At 71.1% G+C, this 15,340-nt stretch carries 12 protein-coding genes and 1 pseudogene; 11 read left to right on the top strand and 2 right to left on the bottom strand.

Annotation, left to right across the window (positions count from 1 at the left end; translation table 11 throughout):
- A pseudogene (locus tag AC08OO_RS17815) lies at positions 1–264 on the bottom strand (IS5/IS1182 family transposase); the annotation flags it as partial.
- Positions 265–845: 581 nt separating this feature from the next.
- On the opposite strand from AC08OO_RS17815, the gene AC08OO_RS17810 reads away from it, so the two are divergent.
- Positions 846–3,788 carry an FAD-binding and (Fe-S)-binding domain-containing protein gene (locus AC08OO_RS17810; RefSeq protein WP_476618795.1) on the top strand — a complete coding sequence of 981 codons (2,943 nt, stop codon included), beginning with the start codon at positions 846–848 and terminating at the stop codon, positions 3,786–3,788.
- A 14-nt stretch (positions 3,789–3,802) separates the two neighbouring features.
- On the opposite strand, the gene AC08OO_RS17805 is transcribed toward AC08OO_RS17810, so the two are convergent.
- Positions 3,803–4,402 carry a hypothetical protein gene (locus AC08OO_RS17805; protein WP_108913785.1) on the bottom strand — a complete coding sequence of 200 codons (600 nt, stop codon included), beginning with the start codon at positions 4,400–4,402 and terminating at the stop codon, positions 3,803–3,805.
- A 641-nt stretch (positions 4,403–5,043) separates the two neighbouring features.
- Here AC08OO_RS17805 and AC08OO_RS17800 point away from each other — a divergent pair.
- From AC08OO_RS17800 to AC08OO_RS17755, 10 genes are all read left to right on the top strand, one after another.
- Complete coding sequence (locus AC08OO_RS17800; RefSeq protein ID WP_476610853.1) at positions 5,044–6,402, top strand: glycosyltransferase; 1,359 nt, start codon at positions 5,044–5,046, stop codon at positions 6,400–6,402.
- Complete coding sequence (locus AC08OO_RS17795; protein WP_476610854.1) at positions 6,389–6,565, top strand: hypothetical protein; 177 nt, start codon at positions 6,389–6,391, stop codon at positions 6,563–6,565. Before AC08OO_RS17800 ends, AC08OO_RS17795 begins: the two co-directional genes overlap by 14 nt.
- Positions 6,566–6,802: 237 nt before the next feature.
- Positions 6,803–8,647: a glycosyltransferase family 2 protein gene (locus AC08OO_RS17790; protein WP_476610855.1), complete on the top strand. Its 1,845-nt coding sequence runs from the start codon at positions 6,803–6,805 to the stop codon at positions 8,645–8,647.
- Positions 8,644–10,314 carry an ArnT family glycosyltransferase gene (locus tag AC08OO_RS17785; RefSeq protein ID WP_476610856.1) on the top strand — a complete coding sequence of 557 codons (1,671 nt, stop codon included), beginning with the start codon at positions 8,644–8,646 and terminating at the stop codon, positions 10,312–10,314. Before AC08OO_RS17790 ends, AC08OO_RS17785 begins: the two co-directional genes overlap by 4 nt.
- A gap of 53 nt (positions 10,315–10,367) precedes the next feature.
- Positions 10,368–10,487 carry a hypothetical protein gene (locus AC08OO_RS17780; protein WP_476610857.1) on the top strand — a complete coding sequence of 40 codons (120 nt, stop codon included), beginning with the start codon at positions 10,368–10,370 and terminating at the stop codon, positions 10,485–10,487.
- 57 nt (positions 10,488–10,544) lie between these two features.
- Complete coding sequence (locus AC08OO_RS17775) at positions 10,545–10,742, top strand: hypothetical protein (RefSeq protein WP_476610858.1); 198 nt, start codon at positions 10,545–10,547, stop codon at positions 10,740–10,742.
- Positions 10,743–10,823: 81 nt separating this feature from the next.
- Positions 10,824–13,406 carry an aminopeptidase N gene (gene pepN / locus AC08OO_RS17770; RefSeq protein WP_476610859.1) on the top strand — a complete coding sequence of 861 codons (2,583 nt, stop codon included), beginning with the start codon at positions 10,824–10,826 and terminating at the stop codon, positions 13,404–13,406.
- 148 nt (positions 13,407–13,554) lie between these two features.
- Positions 13,555–14,127, top strand: coding sequence for a DUF6529 family protein (locus AC08OO_RS17765; protein ID WP_476607934.1), 573 nt, complete (start codon positions 13,555–13,557; stop codon positions 14,125–14,127).
- A 22-nt stretch (positions 14,128–14,149) separates the two neighbouring features.
- Positions 14,150–14,632 (top strand): Rieske (2Fe-2S) protein, encoded by a 483-nt coding sequence (locus tag AC08OO_RS17760; protein ID WP_476618794.1) that lies wholly within the window; start codon positions 14,150–14,152, stop codon positions 14,630–14,632.
- A gap of 60 nt (positions 14,633–14,692) precedes the next feature.
- Positions 14,693–15,244 (top strand): FHA domain-containing protein, encoded by a 552-nt coding sequence (locus AC08OO_RS17755; RefSeq protein WP_476607932.1) that lies wholly within the window; start codon positions 14,693–14,695, stop codon positions 15,242–15,244.
- Positions 15,245–15,340: the final 96 nt, after the last annotated feature.

The following is a 15,340-nucleotide window of genomic DNA, read 5'->3' as shown; positions in this document are numbered from 1 at the left end:
AGGGGCCTGCCAGGCGAGCACGGCGACGCCCTCGTGCAGGTAGCGGTAGCCCACTGGCCGGGACACTCCATGATCGTTGAAGGGCAGGCGGGTCCGCGTGCCGTCACAGAACCAGCGCAGGGCCATCACGGCCTGCTCCAGCGCGGACAGCGTGTGAGTGCCGTTACGGGTACCACGACGCTGACGCTCCGCGACCAACAGTCCGGCCAGACGGAAGACGGTGTGATCGCCGAAGGGCAGCTCGGCAGCGTACGTGAAACTCACGCGGGACGCGGGGTCCTTCGGTGAAGTGATCTGTGGAAGGACTACTTCCTACCGAGGCCCCGCGTCGCCTCGTCTTCCGGCCCAACCCCACCCGCCAGACCCTCACAGGCCGCGCCCCTTCATCGCATCAGGGGAACCACGTCCTATCAGATCCAGGCCTGTGACCGGATTTCACGCCTGGTGCACTGACCCAGTTGAGACCGCGCACTCCTGCAGGACAGAGGGGAACTGCGAACCGAGCTGGAGATCATGCTGTCCAAGGGCTGGACTGGGTGGGTTAATGGGTTAACCAGTCGCGCGGCACCGTGACCAGGGGGCAGGATCGTCGGCATGGTCAACATCAGTGAGCGGCCGAAGGAGGCCACCGACCGTGCCGTGCCCGGGTTCCGGGAGGGTGATCTCCTTGAAGATTCACGGTGGCAGGTCGATCCGGTGCGGCCGGCCTGGCCTGTGGCGAGGATGGTGGGGTGCAGCGGGAGCAGCGTCGCGTGCGGGTCCAACGGTTTCGCCGACAGTTTCGGCGTCCCGGGGATCGGGCCGGGGCCGGAACAGGGGCCGGGGACCGGGCGGAGCTGGTCCAGATGCTGCGGGCGGCGCTCGGGGAGCGACCGACCACGGCCGGATCGATGGTCGCCGGCACCGGTGTAGATCATGATCGAGTGGTCCGGCCCATGGTCGACGCCTCGGCCCGACGCCGGGCCGAGTACTCCTCCGACGCCTCGAACTACCGGGTGCCGCCCGCGGCCGTGGTGTTCCCCCGGGAGGTCGGGGACATCCTGGCGATCGTGGCAGTTTGCCGGTCCACCGCGACCCCGCTGACCACCCGGGGCGCGGGCACCTCCATCGCGGGCAACGCCGTGGGCCCCGGGGTGGTGATGGATCTCAGCCGCCACCTACACCGCATCATCTCCCTGGACCCGGCCGCCCGCACCGCGAGAGTGCAGCCCGGGGTCATCCTGGACAGCCTCCAGGCGGCGGCCGGCCGGCACGGGCTGCGATTCGGTCCGGATCCCTCCACCCATGCCCGCTGCACCATCGGCGGCATGATCGGCAACAACGCCTGCGGCGCACGGGCGATCGCCTACGGCCGGACCGCCGACAACATCGTCGATCTCGACGTGCTCGACGGCACGGGACGTCGGCTACGGGTCGGCCCGGGTGGCTCCGGGTATCCGGCAGTCCCCGGGCTCGACGACCTCGTCCGGGCCAACCTGGCGGTCCTGCGCACCGAACTCGGCAGGTTCCCCCGCCAGGTCTCCGGCTACTCGCTGGAGCACCTGCTGCCCGAACGCGGCGGCGACCTGGCGAAGGCCCTGGTGGGCTCCGAGGGCACCTGTGTGGTCGTGCTCGGGGCGACCGTCCGCCTCGTCCCCCGGCCGGCCGCGACCGCGATGGTCGTGCTGGGCTATCCGGACATGCCGGCCGCCGCGGACGCCGTGCCGCTGCTGTTCCCGCACGCTCCGCTGGCGGTGGAGGGCATGGACGCGCGCCTGGTCGACATCGTGCGCCGGCACCGGGGACCGTGGGCCGTACCGGAGCTTCCCGCCGGCACCGGCTGGCTGTTCGTCGAGGTCGGTGGGGCGAGCCCGGCGGAGGCGCTCGCGGCCGGCCGGGCGTTGGCGACCGCCGCGGGCACGAGGGCCACCCGGGTGCTGCCCACCGGCCCGCAGACCCGCGCCCTCTGGCGGATCCGCGAGGACGGCGCGGGTCTCGCCGGGCGGACCGCGGCGGGGGAACCAGCCTGGCCCGGCTGGGAGGACGCGGCCGTGCCGCCGCAGCGCCTGGGAGCCTACCTGCGTGACTTCGAGGACCTGCTGCGCGCGCACCGGATCGACGGGGTGCCGTACGGACACTTCGGGGACGGCTGCGTGCACATCCGGATTGATCTACCGTTGGCGGAGGCCCCGGGGCGCCTGCGCCCGTTCCTGACCGAGGCCGCCGACCTGGTCGCCTCCTACGGCGGCTCGATATCCGGTGAGCACGGGGACGGCCGGGCCCGCGGTGAGCTGCTGGCCAGGATGTACTCGCCGGTCGCGCTCGGCGTCTTCGCCGGTTTCAAGGCCCTGTTCGACCCGGACGATCTTCTCAATCCGGGTGTGCTGGTCCGGCCGAGGCCGATCGACGCCGACCTGCGCCTGCCGGCGGCTCGCCCGCTGCCCACCATCGGCGGATTCGCCTTCACCGCCGACGCGGGGGAGTTCGGGCGGGCCGTCCACCGCTGCGTCGGGCTGGGCACCTGCCGGGCCGACACGCCGGCGGCCGGCGGCTTCATGTGCCCGTCGTACCTCGCGACGCGCGACGAGAAGGATTCCACCCGCGGCCGGGCCAGGGTGCTGCAGGAGATGGCGAACGGCTCGCTGGTCCGCGGAGGTGCCGGGGGCGCCCGGGCCCCGGAGGTGGCCGAGGTGCTCGACCTGTGCCTGTCGTGCAAGGCGTGCGCGCGCGACTGCGCGGCCGGGGTGGACATGGCGACGTACAAGTCCGAGGTGCTGTTCCGCGCCTACCGGCATCGGCTCCGGCCGGTCAGCCATTACGTGCTCGGCTGGTTGCCCCGATGGGCCCGGGTCGCCGGGCGGGCGCCACGCTTGGTCAACGCGGTGCTGGCCGGACCGGCGGTGCGACGGCTGCTGCTGCGGATGGGGGGCATGGACGCGCGCCGCGAGGTGCCGGCCTTCGCCAGGCAACCGTTCAGCCGCTGGTGGCGCGAGCACGGCGGCTCGGACCTGGGAAGCGGCTCGGAGCTGGGAAACGGGTACCCGGCTGACGGGCAAGCAGCCGACGGGCGGGGGATCCACAGGCGCGAGGCCCACAGCCGGGAGGTGGTGCTGTGGATCGACACGTTCACGGAGGCGTTCTCCCCCGAGGTCGGCCGGGCCGCCGTGGCAGTGCTGGCGGACGCCGGCTACCGGGTGATCGTGCCGCCGGGCCCAGCGTGCTGTGGTCTCACCTGGATCACCACCGGCCAGCTCGACGGTGCGCGCCGCCGGTTGCGAGCGACCGTCGACTGCCTCGCGCCGTACGCCCGGGCCGGGACGCCGATCGTCGGCCTGGAACCGTCTTGCACGGCGGTGCTGCGCGGCGACCTCGTCGAGCTGCTCGCGGGCGACCCCGCCGCCGCGCTGGTAGCCGGTGCGGTGCGTACCCTCGCCGAGCTGCTCGGCGACACCATCGGCTGGGCTCCGCCGCGTCTCGACGGGGTGCGCATCCTTGCCCAGCCGCACTGCCACCAGCACGCGGTCATGGGATTCGCCGCCGACCGCGGTCTGCTGGCGGCGGCCGGCGCGGACGTCGACGTCCTCGCCGGCTGCTGCGGCCTGGCCGGCAACTTCGGTATGGAGGCCGGGCACTACGACGTGTCGATGGCGATCGCCGCCCGTACCCTGGGCCCGGCGATCGCCTCGGCTCCCGCGGGCACCGTGCTGCTCGCCGACGGATTCTCCTGCCGGACCCAGGCCGAACACGTCGCCGCCCGGCGCGGGCGGCATCTCGCCGAGCTGCTCGCCGGGCTCAGATCTTCACAGTGACGTCAGAAGTGAAGTCAGATCTCCACGGTGAAGACCGTCGCCGGCAGGCCGTCGCCGTCGTCGGTGACCGCGGCGGGGCCGGCCGGGTTGCCGGCCAGCTCCCCCCGGGGAACGGCGAGTACGACGACGGGATGGTGACGGGCGAGCTTCGCGATCAGTGGCCGGAGCCGGGCGACCTCCACCCGGGTATGGCCGACCTGCACGACTCCTGTCATCCCGCCATCGAGGCGGACGAATCCATCGGGAACGTGCGACCCGGTGTGCAGGGCGGCCTCGTTTTCGTGCCGCCACTGTCGCTCGCTGATCCAGGCCAGCACCCGCGACCCGCCCACCCCGGCGTTCTCGATCCGCAGCCGGGCGCGGGCGACCATGGCGTGGCGCACGGCCCCCGCCGCGCTCGTCGCCGCTCCGTCGGATTCCAGTTCCATCGAACTGACCAGCCGGGTGCCCTCGGCGGTGAGCCGTACGAGCCGGCCCTGGCCGGCGAGTACGGGATCGGCGGAGGCGACTCCGGCGTTCTCCCAGCGCTTCACGACGGCGCGGGCCGCGTTCTTGGAGATCGGGTGTTCCGGGCCGAGAATCTCCGAGATGTCCGACTCGAAGGCGGCCCGCATGTCGAAGATCCATTCGAGGGCGTGGAGATCCCGTTGGTTGAGGCGAACGTGCCCCCTGTCCGCTCTGCTCTTGCGAGGCTGGTCTGACACCGTGCTCCCTGGGGTTTATGGCTGGGAAGTCTATGGGCGCGGGGTTCTGCGGTCGTGACTGTCGTCAACCCGGCCGGGGTGGTTCCACGTGTTGTCGCGATGTACCGCTCCGTGGGGCCGGGACTTGTGGCCCTATGCGGGGATGTTGATCGGTGATTTCTGAATTATAGGGCCGGACGGTACCGGCCAACCGGGTTGCCCGGAAGTGTCGGAAAGCATGCCGGTGGAGTGCGGTGTGGCACGGCGCACCCGGCTTAGCGGGGAGGCCGTGTCTCGGCGTGTTCCTGGTGGTCACCCGCCCCCGCCCGCTGACGACCTGCGGTAATTTTTCGCCCGGCCTTATGACCGTAGGGCCCGGATCGGGCATGGGGTGCCGGTAGATGGCTCGATCCGAGGCTTCTTTTGTTCCGCTGCCTCTGGGGGAAATTCGTTATGATCACCGCAGGAATGTGGCCGTGTGAATGTTGCACTGTATTGTCCGGAATTCGACGGATCGGGATTATCTCGACGTTGGCTCGCGTTTTGCGGGTCTGTGGCCCCGGGGGGACCCGATGACCTCGACCGATCAGGGGGGCAGGACCGATCAGGGGAGCCGGACCGGGCCGACGGGCAGACCGGACGACCGCACGGGCCTGCTCCGTCTGCCCGTTCTGCCGCATCCCCGCCACCCGCTGGAGAGTCCCGAGCGGACGGGCGGTTCGGCCGCGGAACCGGTCGGTTCCCGGGTGGACGTCGGTTCCCGGCTGGACGTCGGGCCACAGGTGTCGGTCGTGATACCCACCCGCAACGAGGCGCGCAACGTCGAACCGCTGCTGCGGCGCCTCGACGAGGCGCTGCACGGCCTGTCCGGAGAAGTAATCTTCGTTGACGACTCCGACGACGGAACGCCCGAGGTCATCGCGCGCGTCCGCCCCTCGGTGCGGTTACCGGTACAGGTGCACCACCGGACCCCGGCCCAGCGGGTCGGCGGGCTGGGGGGCGCGGTCAGCGAGGGCTTCGCGCTCTGTGCCGCGCCCTATGCGGTGATCATCGATGGGGACCTCCAGCATCCGCCGGAGACCATCCCGGCGCTGCTCGGCACCGCCGTGGAACATGCCGCCGACGTGGTGATCGGCAGCCGGTACGTGTCCGGCGGCAGCGCATCGGGGCTCGCTGGAAGCATGCGGCACCTGGTCTCGACGGGGTCGAACCGGTTGTGTCGGTGGGTCTTCCCCCGTCGGCTGCGCGGCGTCTCGGACGTGATGAGCGGCTTCTTCCTGGTACGGGTCGCCGTCGTGGACCGGGCCGGCCTGCGACCGGACGGCTACAAGATCCTGCTGGAACTGCTCGTCGCGTCCGGACGGCTGCGCGTCCGCGAGATCGGGTACGCCTTCGCCGAGCGGCACGCCGGGACCTCCAACGCCTCGCTGACCGAAGGCGCCCGCTTCGCCCGGCGGCTGTTCGCGTTGCGGGTTCCGAAGCCCGCGCGGTTCGCCCTGGTCGGGGCGTCCGGGACGGTGCCGAACCTGCTTGGCACCGCCGTGCTTCACCAGGTCGGCTTGCACTACCTGGCCGCGGCGGTCGTCGCGACCCAGATCGCCATCGGCTGGAACTTCCTCGGCTGCGAGCTCCTGGTCTGGGACCGGGAGACGGGTTCCCGGCTGCGTCGCTGTCCGGCGTTCGCGCTCATCAACAATCTCGATCTGGTCATTCGGCTGCCACTGCTCGCGGTGCTGGTCGGGCGATGGCATCTCGGCGTCGGCATCTCGACCCTGATGTCCCTGGCCGCCGCGGTGATCGTCCGATACCTGGTGGTGGATCGGCTGGTGTACCGGCGACGGGCGGTGTCTGAGCGGGCGGTGTCTGAGCGGGCGGTCTCGCCGTCGCAAGGAAGGCCGTCGGAGGACGGGGTGTCCGGTGCGGTTTCGTAGCCCACCCGCCGGTGACGGCGTACACCTCGGCGCCGGTGGGGTCCTCATCCGGCTGTTCTGTTCCGGGCATGCGCAGCTCTCCGACAGGAGGATCATGCTTGCCGGCGGCACCTTGGCGTATTCCACGCCGACGACGAACTGCAAGGGAATGGCGAGGAGCTAATTCGCCGACACCACGGTCGCCGAGTACGTGGCCGACCTCCCGAAGCTCGTCGCGGCGAACTGACCTTCCATCCAGGCCGGGGACCGGACCCGCCGCGGTGTCGCCCGCCCGCGGTACTCCGTGCCCACCTCTTTCAGGCAGGTACAGGTGACATCCGATTCTGATTCCGAAGTCCCGCGTGCGCGGGCGCTCCCCCGCGACGCGCGTCGGCATGCCCATGCGCACCGAGATCCCCGCGTGCCCCGACGCTCACCCCGGCTGTGGATCGTAGCGGCCGCGGGGTGGTGGGCCGCGGGGTGGGGGGCCGCCCTGCACACCACGTCGGCCCTCGTGTTGTCCGAGTTGGTCGGTCTCGACGGGAGCACGTCTTACCTCTTGCCCGGCGCACTCGCGATCGTCCTGCCTCGGATGTTCGGCCGGGGTGGCCGGGGCCGGCGGATTCCGTGGCTCGCCCGGCTCGCGTGCGAGTCGGGCGGCTGGTACGTCTACATGTTCGCCGGTTCGCCGGACATCAGGCTGGTCGCGTACGGCGGTCCGCGCCTGGGCCAGCCGTTCGCCGTGGTACTGGGCGCGGTGGCGGCGGTGACCGGCGGCCTGGTCCTGTCCGGTCGGCTCCGGGCGCGGACCCGCGGGTCGATCCCCGGCGCCAGCCGCCTGCGCCGCTGGGTGTGGGCGCTGGTCAGCGTGCCCCTCGCGGTGACGCTGGGGGTGCGTGCGGCCGAGCATCACCACGTCGTGCTACTCGCCGCATGGACGATCGTCTCGCTGCTGATGCTGCTGGTCGCCAGCCTGACCCTCGTGCGTGGCCAGTACAGCTGGCAGCGCCCCGAGCGGGTGCATCACGTGGACCTGACCGGCAACCTCGCGCCCCGCAACCGCTTCTCCCTCATCGTCCCCGCCCGCGACGAGCCGGTGCTCGGGCGGACCCTGACCCAGATCCTTGCCGGCGACTACCCCGACGACCTGGTGGAACTGGTCGTGATGGTGTCCCATGACGAGGTCGACCAGGAGACCCGGCGGGTCGCCGAGGAGATCGCCGGCCGGCATTCCAACGTGCGGGTCGTCGCGCCCGAAGGCAGCCGGCGTAGTAAACCCCTGTCCCTGGAGGACGCCCGCCGGCACTGCACCGGCGACCTGGTCGGCGTCGTCGACGCGGAGTCCCTGCTCGCCGGGGGACTCCTGCGTTACGTGAACACGCTGGCCCTGCGTCACGCCGACGTCGGTATCTTTCAGGGCGGCGTGCAGCTCATGAACGCGCGTGCCACGGCGCGGCGGCGCGCCGCGGACCACTCGCCGATGCGGGCATTCCTCCACTGGTTGGACGCGGGCACCTCCTGGTGGCGGGCCCGCAACTGCCTCGAATACTACATCTGGTTCATGTCGCGGCTGCGTTTCCAGGCGCGCGCGCGTTTCATCCCACTCGGCGGCAACACGGTGTTTATTCGGCGAACGGTGCTGGAAAGGCTCGGTGGGTGGGACGTCTCCTGCCTCACCGAGGACTGTGACCTCGGGGTGCGGGCTTCGGCCGCCGGAATCTCGACCGCGGTCTTCTACCATCCGGATCTGACGACCCGGGAGGAGACCCCGGAAAGCCTCACGAAACTCGTCATCCAGCGCACCCGCTGGATGATGGGGTTCATGCAGGTCCTCTTCAAGGGGGACTGGCGGGCGCTGCCGGGAGCACGTCAGCGCATCATGGCGGTGGAGATGCTCACGATGCCGTTCTTCCAGGCACTCGCCGGCGTCCTGCTGCCCGTGTCGCTGGTCCTCACGTTGTTTCTGGCGGCGCCGACCGGTCTGGTCATCGTCTTCTGGCTCCCGTTCGGTGCGACCGTCATGACGGTTTTCTCCGAGCAGGCGGCGTTCCGCGAGTTCGCCGAGGCGTACGGGCTCGATCTGCGTCGCTGGGACAGCGTGCGGCTCGTGCTCTGCGCCCCGCTGTACCAGCTCGTGCTCTCCGCCGCCGCGGTGCGCGCCACGGCCCGGTTGCTGCGTGGCCGGGTCGAGTGGGAGAAGACCTCCCACTCCGGGGCCCACCACAGCACCGGCTCCGGCCGCTTCGAGCTGGAGGCGGCGTCGTGACCGCACCCGACGCCGCGAACCCGTACCCCCGACCGCTCGGCCCGCAGACCACCGTGACCTGGATCGCAGCCCGGGCCGGGGAGCTCACCGGCCGACTGGTCGGCTGGGTCGGCGTCCGCCGCCGCAGCCTGCTCCTGCTCGCGGTGCTCCTGACGGTGGTGGCGGTGCTGCACGGTTACAATTTCGACGGCTGGCCGGGCCGCGTCACCGACGACGAGGGCACGTATGCCGCCCAGGCGTATTCGATGCAGTACTGGAACCGGATCGCGCATTACACGTACTGGTATGACCATCCGTTCGGCGGATGGCTTTTGATTGCCATCTACACGAAGATTACTGATGGTTTCAACCGGGTGCCGACGGCGGTCACCGCGGCCCGCGAGCTCATGTTCGGCGTGCATCTGGTGAGCTGCGTGCTGCTGTACCGGTTCGGCCGGCTCCTCGGCCTACGACGGTTCTTCGCCGGCCTGGCCCTGCTCGTCTTCTCGCTTTCACCGCTCGCCCTGTGGTATCAGCGGATGGCATTCCTCGACAACATCGCCGTGATGTGGCTGCTCGCCGCCCTGGTGTGCGCGGTGTCGCCGCGACGCAGTGTCGCGGCGGCGGCGTTCGCCGGGATCTTCATGGCCTTCGCGTTCTGGTCGAAGGAAACCGTCCTGCTCTTCCTCCCGGGGTTGTACGTACTGCTTCGGCAGAATCGTGATCCTCGCAACTGGCGATTCGTGCGGCGCAACTTCATGGGCTGCCTGATCGGCGTGTGCGGCATCTACATCCTGTATGCGGCCGCGAAGAACGAGCTGTTCGAGGGGCCCGGCCACGTCTCGCTGGAATGGGCGATCAGATGGCAGCTGTTCGACCGGGCCCCGAGCGGCAGCGTGCTCGACACCGGCAGTGACACCTACCATGTCGTGCGGTCCTGGCTCGATCTCGATCCCTACCTGGTCCTCGCCGGTATTGCGGCCGCGGTTCCCCTGCTCGCCCTGCGGCGGCTGCGGGTCGCAGCCGGACTACTGCTGCTGCAGTTTGCCTTCGTCTTCCGCAACGGCTACCTGCCCAACCCCTACGTCACCGCGATGCTCCCGTTCGCAGCGTTGTGCGTGGCAGGGTTGCTCGACGCCGTCCTGCCGAGTGGAGCACGGCCGCGACGCGGTCCGCCGCATCGTGCCTGGCCGGGGCCGGGGCTGGGGGCAACCGCGGCCATGATCGTCAATGGCCTGCGCTGCCTCGTGGTTCTTGTGGCCCTGTCCGTGGCCGCCGCGACGGTGATCCCGGACTGGACACCGAAAATTCGCATCGCGCTCACCCAGGACGCGAGTGCCCCGAGCCGGGAGGCGACCCGATGGTTCCTCGCGAACGTTCCCCCGGAGGGCATCGTTATCACCGACGACATCGCCTGGACCGACCTCACGATCGCCGGGCGCCGGCCGCTGCCGGTGTGGTTCTACAAGCTGGACCTCGACCCTCAGGTGCGCGGCCGGTTCCCCCACGGCTGGCGTGATGTCGACTACCTGATGATGGGCAAGCCCCCCGACTCGGTGCTCGCTGAGGTCCCGCTCGTCGCCGAGGCGCTCCGGCACTCGGTGGTCCTCAAGTCGTTCGGCGATGGAGAGATCGAGATTCGCCGGGTCATCGTCCCGGACTGCCGCAGCCGGCCCGACCGGTGCTGAACCCGTGACATCTTCCTCCCCAGCTGACCGGCCGTGGACTGACGACGCGTCCGATGGGCCAGGTCGACGGAAACCCGATCTTCACCATCGACTTCGACTTCGTCGGTCATGAGCTGGGCGTCCAGCGCCTGGACGGCGAGACGATCTCATTTCCCTGGTCGCGCAGTCGGTAGCGTCGTTCTACCGCCGCACCTTCGACGCACTGGCGGCGCTCGGCATCAAGATCCGCCTTGACCATCCGCATCCGTGCCGTCCTCCCGCTCGCGGCCCTCGAACGCGGCCCGGACCGGCGGGCCGGCGTTCTCGACTTCTACGACAGCGCCTACCGGGCCGGGGCCTACCGGGGGGGCCTACCGGGCCGGTTGGGACATCGAGCGGTTCGCCTGCCCCACGGCGTCACCGACCCTGTCCTCGCCTCCGGGCACTGACATCAACGGGCCACCCGGCAAGATCGGGGGGTGACCAGGTCCACGTCGGACGGGCGGCGAGGCATCTCATAGGTTCGCCGTATGCACAGCCTCACCCGGGACGAAGCCCTCGCCCGCGCCGGCCTGGTCCGCGTCGATGGCTACGAGATCGAGCTCGACCTGACCGCGGCGCGCACGTCGACGGAGTTCGGCTCGACGACCAGGGTGCGCTTCAGCCTCCGTCCCCCCACGGACGGCTCCCTCGCCACGGCCGGCTTGTCGGCGGACGGCGAACCGGCACCGGCGACGTTCGTCGAGCTCAAACCGGCATCCATCCAGCAACTGTGGCTCAACGGCCAGCCGCTGGACCCCTCCGCCGTCGACGGCAACCGGCTCCCCCTCGCGGCGCTGCACGCGACGAACGAGCTCGTGGTGACGGCTACGATGAGGTACTCGAACACCGGCGAGGGACTGCACCGGTTCACCGACCCGGAGGACGGCGAGGTCTACCTGTATGCGCAGACCTTCCTCGACGACGCCCAGCGGATGTTCGCCTGCTTCGACCAGCCCGATCTCAAGGCGCCGGTGCGCCTGAGCGTGGCCGCACCCCCCGACTGGACGGTGCGGGCGAACGGTGCCGGGAAGCAGACCTCGCCGGGGCGGTGGGAGTTCACCGAGACGGCACCCCTGGCGACCTACTTCGTGACGGTGGTCGCGGGGCCGTACCACCTCGTCGAGGACTTCCACGACGGCATCCCACTCGGGCTGCTCTGCCGCCGCTCACTCGCGCCGTACCTCGACGCCGACGCGGCGGAGATCTTCGGCGTCACCCGGGCCTGCCTGGACCGCTACCACGAGCTGTTCGCGAGCCGGTACCCGTTCGGGACCTACGATCAGGCGTTCGTGCCCGAGTTCAATGCCGGCGCGATGGAAAACCCGGGGTGCGTGACCTTCCGGGACGAGTTCGTGTTCCGCTCGGCGGTGACCGAGGCCGAACGGGAGCTGCGTGCCGTCGTCATCGCCCACGAGATGGCCCACATGTGGTTCGGTGATCTGGTCACCATGCGCTGGTGGGACGACCTGTGGCTGAATGAGTCGTTCGCCGAGTACATGGGCTATCGGGTGACCGCCGAGGCGACGCGGTTCACCGGGGCGTGGACCAGCTTCGCCGTCGGTCGCAAGAGCTGGGGCTACGCCGCCGACCAGCGGCCGTCGACGCACCCGGTGGCCCCGGCCGACGTCCCCGACACCGCACTCGCCCTGCTGAACTTTGACGGCATCTCCTACGCCAAGGGAGCGTCGGCCCTGCGGCAGCTGGTCGCCTGGGTGGGCGACGGCTCCTTCCTGACGGGGCTGCGGACGTACTTCGCCCAGCACGCCTTCGCCAACGCGTCCCTGGCCGACCTGCTCGCAGCGCTGACCACGGCGAGCGGCCGGGACCTCGCCGGCTGGGCCGAGGTGTGGCTGCGCCACGCACAGGTCAACACGCTGCGCCCCGAGATCACGATCGGCTCCGACGGCCGCCTCGCGCAGGTCGCAGTGGTCCAGACGGCACCGCCGACGCACCCGACGCTGCGTCCGCACCGCATCGGCATCGGCGTCTACGGCCCGGCCGAGCCGGCCGAGCCGATCGTGCTGCTCCGCCGGGTGGAGGTGGACATCGATCCGGCGGCGCCGGGCGGGCGCACCGGGATCGCGTCACTGGTCGGGAGCGAGGCGGGACGCCTGCTGCTGGTCAACGACGGCGACCTGACCTACGCCAAGATCCGTTTCGTCCCGGCCGACCTCGCCGCTTTGCCCACCGTCCTGCCGCGGACGGCCGATCCGCTTGCCAGGGCGATCATCTGGGCGGCCGCGGCCGACGCGACCCGGGACGCCGAATGGCCCGCCGCCGACTATCTGACGCTCGCCGCGGGTGCGCTGCCCCGAGAGACCGAGATCGCCGTCTTTGAGGACGCCCTGCGTTTCGCCCGGGCCACCGTGCTGAACCGCTATCTCGCGCCGTCGGCGCGACCGGCGGCGGCGCAGGCGCTCCACGCCGCCTGCGCGCGGGCCTTCGCGGTCGCCGCACCGGGAGGCGGTCATCAGCTCTCCGCCGCCCGCGGGGTCATCGGGTGTAGCGGACCGGCGCAGGTGGGAACGCTGGCGGCGTGGCTCGCCGGGACGGACGTGCCGGCCGGACTGGTCATCGACCCGGAACTACGCTGGACTCTGCTGCACCGGCTGGTCGTACTCGGGCGGGCCGGGGAGGCGGAGATCGCGGCCGAGAGCCGGCGTGATCGCAGCGCCCGGGCCGCCGAGCATGCGGCGCGGGCCCGCGCCGCCGTTGCCGATCCCGAGGCGAAAGCCCGGGCCTGGCGGACGATCGTGGACGACGACACGATGTCCGCCCGGCTGGTCGCCGCGACGGCCGAGGGTTTCTGGCAGCCCGAGCAGGCGGATCTCACCGACGGGTACGTCTCCCGCTACTTCGAGCAGATGCCGGCGATGGCGGCCCGGCGGTCCCCGCACGCCGCCCGGCAGATCGCCACCCACGCCTATCCGCAGTTCGCCGTGTCCGTGGGGACGGTGCGGGAGGCGGACGCCCTGCTGGCCCGCGACCGTCTCGACCCGCTCCTGCGCCGCGTCGTCGTCGACGCGACCGACGAACTCCGCCGAGCGGTGCGGGCCCGTCTCCGGCCCTGACGCCGGGCCCGTCTCCGGCCCACCCGTCATCCGGCCGGCGACATCGTCATTCCACTGACGATGTCATCCCGCCGACGACTCTGGACGCGCCCGCGCTCTTTCCGGCATAGTTCGCGCAGCAAGGATGTCTCAGGGGACGGGAGGCGGTATGGCAGCCGGCACGGACCGGGCCGAACGGCAGACGAGTGCGGGTACAGCATTAGGCGTTACTTTGTTGGTCGGTGCCGCCGTCGCGGTGTCGACCGGTGTGTACGCGAGGGTTCACGAACCGGCCGGGCGGCCGCTGTTCACCCTCGGTTTTTCTGGCCTGCTGCCGATGAAGGCGTGGCTGACGACGGCCGCCGCCGTTCTGCTATTCGTTCAGCTGGCCACGGCACTGTGGATGTGGGGACGGTTGCCCGGCGCAGGCCCGGCGCCGAGCTGGGCCGGTCCGCTGCACCGATGGAGCGGGACGACCGCGTTCGTCCTCACCCTGCCGGTGGCCTTCCAGTGCATCTGGGCGCTGGGCTTTGCCAGCGATGGCACCCGGGTGCTCCTCCACAGCCTCCTGGGTTGCGCCTTTTACGGGGCCTACGCGGCAAAGATGATCAGCCTACGGACTAGCGGGTTACCGGGGTGGGTACTGCCCGTCCTCGGCTCGACGGTTCTCGTTTCCCTGGTCGCAATCTGGTTGACGGCTTCACTGTGGTTTTTCACCCGGTCCGGTATTCCGCACGTCTGAACAGGATCCCGAGGAAAAAGTTATGACGCAGGAAGCACCGACGCGGCGCCTCGTGGTCCCCGGCATCGCGGTCACCGTCGCCGCGGGTGCCGTCGGGTATGTCGTCGCCAGCAGCAGCGACGCGGCCGATTCGAAACCACGGCAGGCAACCGCGGGCGGGACCCGCGCGGGTGGCGACGGTTCGGGCGCGGGTAACGGCGGTGGCCAGGCCGGCGGCGCGGCGCCCCTCGCCCGGGTCGACGAGGTGCCGGCCGACGGCGGTCTCATCCTCGGCGACGCCGGCCTGGTGCTCACGAGGAATGCCGCCGGCACGATCCAGGGTTTCTCCACCGTCTGCACCCATCAGGGCTGCTCGGTGAACGCGATCGCGAAGGGCCGCATCCTCTGCCCGTGCCACGGCAGCGCCTTCGACACCCGCACCGGGGAACCCGTCGCGGGGCCGGCGAAACAGCCGCTGCCGCCGGTCGCCGTCACCGTCCGCGACAACGCGGTCTTCCCCGCCTGACCCCCGCGCCCCGATCGCCCGGATCTCGGCAGGAGCCGGATCCTCCCAGGAGGAGAAACAGTGGACCCGACAGGGCTGCGGATCACCGTCCCGTCCGGCCAGAGCGTGCTGTCCGCCGACCGCAGTCACGTCGTCGGCCGCGGCCGTGACTGCGATGTCGTCATCGCGGACGGCCGGGTGTCTCGGCGTCACGTCCTGCTGGAGCCCCGCGGCGATGCCGGGTGGCTCGCCCGGGACGTCAGTTCCAACGGCATCTGGGTGGACGGCGCCCGGACCGGCAGCATCGCCCTGAACGACGGCGAGGTGCAGGTGCACCTCGGCGCGGCGAACGGGCCGACGGTCGTCCTGGCCCCGGTCAGTCCCACGCCGCGGCGCCCGCCCGCCGCGCCCGACGACCCGGACGTCGGGAATCTGGCGACCGTGCTGGCCGGCCAGGGCGGCCGTGGCCGCATCGATCCCAGCCCCGTCCCGGCGGGGGCGGACTCCGCCCAGGTTCCGGCCCAGCGTCACGCCGGCCACTCGCCCGTGGCGAGCTGGCTGCGCGCTCTGCCCACCCTCGTGTGGCTCGCCGCGGTCGGCTTCACCCTCGGCGCGTTGCTCGCGCTGTCCTGAGCTCCGGCCCTCCGGCCGGCCAGGCACTCACCCATCGGTCGTGGACCCGGACGGCAAGCCCGTCCAGACCGGTAGGGGCGCGGCGTGGGGTAGCGG

This window comes from Frankia sp. CeCAU1 (assembly GCF_977971845.1).
The sequence above is the reverse complement of the archived record's forward strand: the minus strand, read 5'-3'. Positions and strand labels throughout refer to the sequence as shown.

What these genes read in the sequence shown, in the direction of transcription:
- AC08OO_RS17760 (WP_476618794.1), top strand. Translation starts at nt 14,150, where the DNA reads ATGACGCAGGAAGCACCGACGCGGCGCCTCGTGGTCCCCGGCATCGCG.
- AC08OO_RS17810 (WP_476618795.1), top strand. Translation starts at nt 846, where the DNA reads ATGCTGCGGGCGGCGCTCGGGGAGCGACCGACCACGGCCGGATCGATG.
- pepN (WP_476610859.1), top strand. Translation starts at nt 10,824, where the DNA reads ATGCACAGCCTCACCCGGGACGAAGCCCTCGCCCGCGCCGGCCTGGTC.
- AC08OO_RS17765 (WP_476607934.1), top strand. Translation starts at nt 13,555, where the DNA reads ATGGCAGCCGGCACGGACCGGGCCGAACGGCAGACGAGTGCGGGTACA.
- AC08OO_RS17800 (WP_476610853.1), top strand. Translation starts at nt 5,044, where the DNA reads ATGACCTCGACCGATCAGGGGGGCAGGACCGATCAGGGGAGCCGGACC.
- AC08OO_RS17780 (WP_476610857.1), top strand. Translation starts at nt 10,368, where the DNA reads ATGGGCCAGGTCGACGGAAACCCGATCTTCACCATCGACTTCGACTTC.
- AC08OO_RS17805 (WP_108913785.1), bottom strand. Translation starts at nt 4,402, where the DNA reads ATGCGGGCCGCCTTCGAGTCGGACATCTCGGAGATTCTCGGCCCGGAA.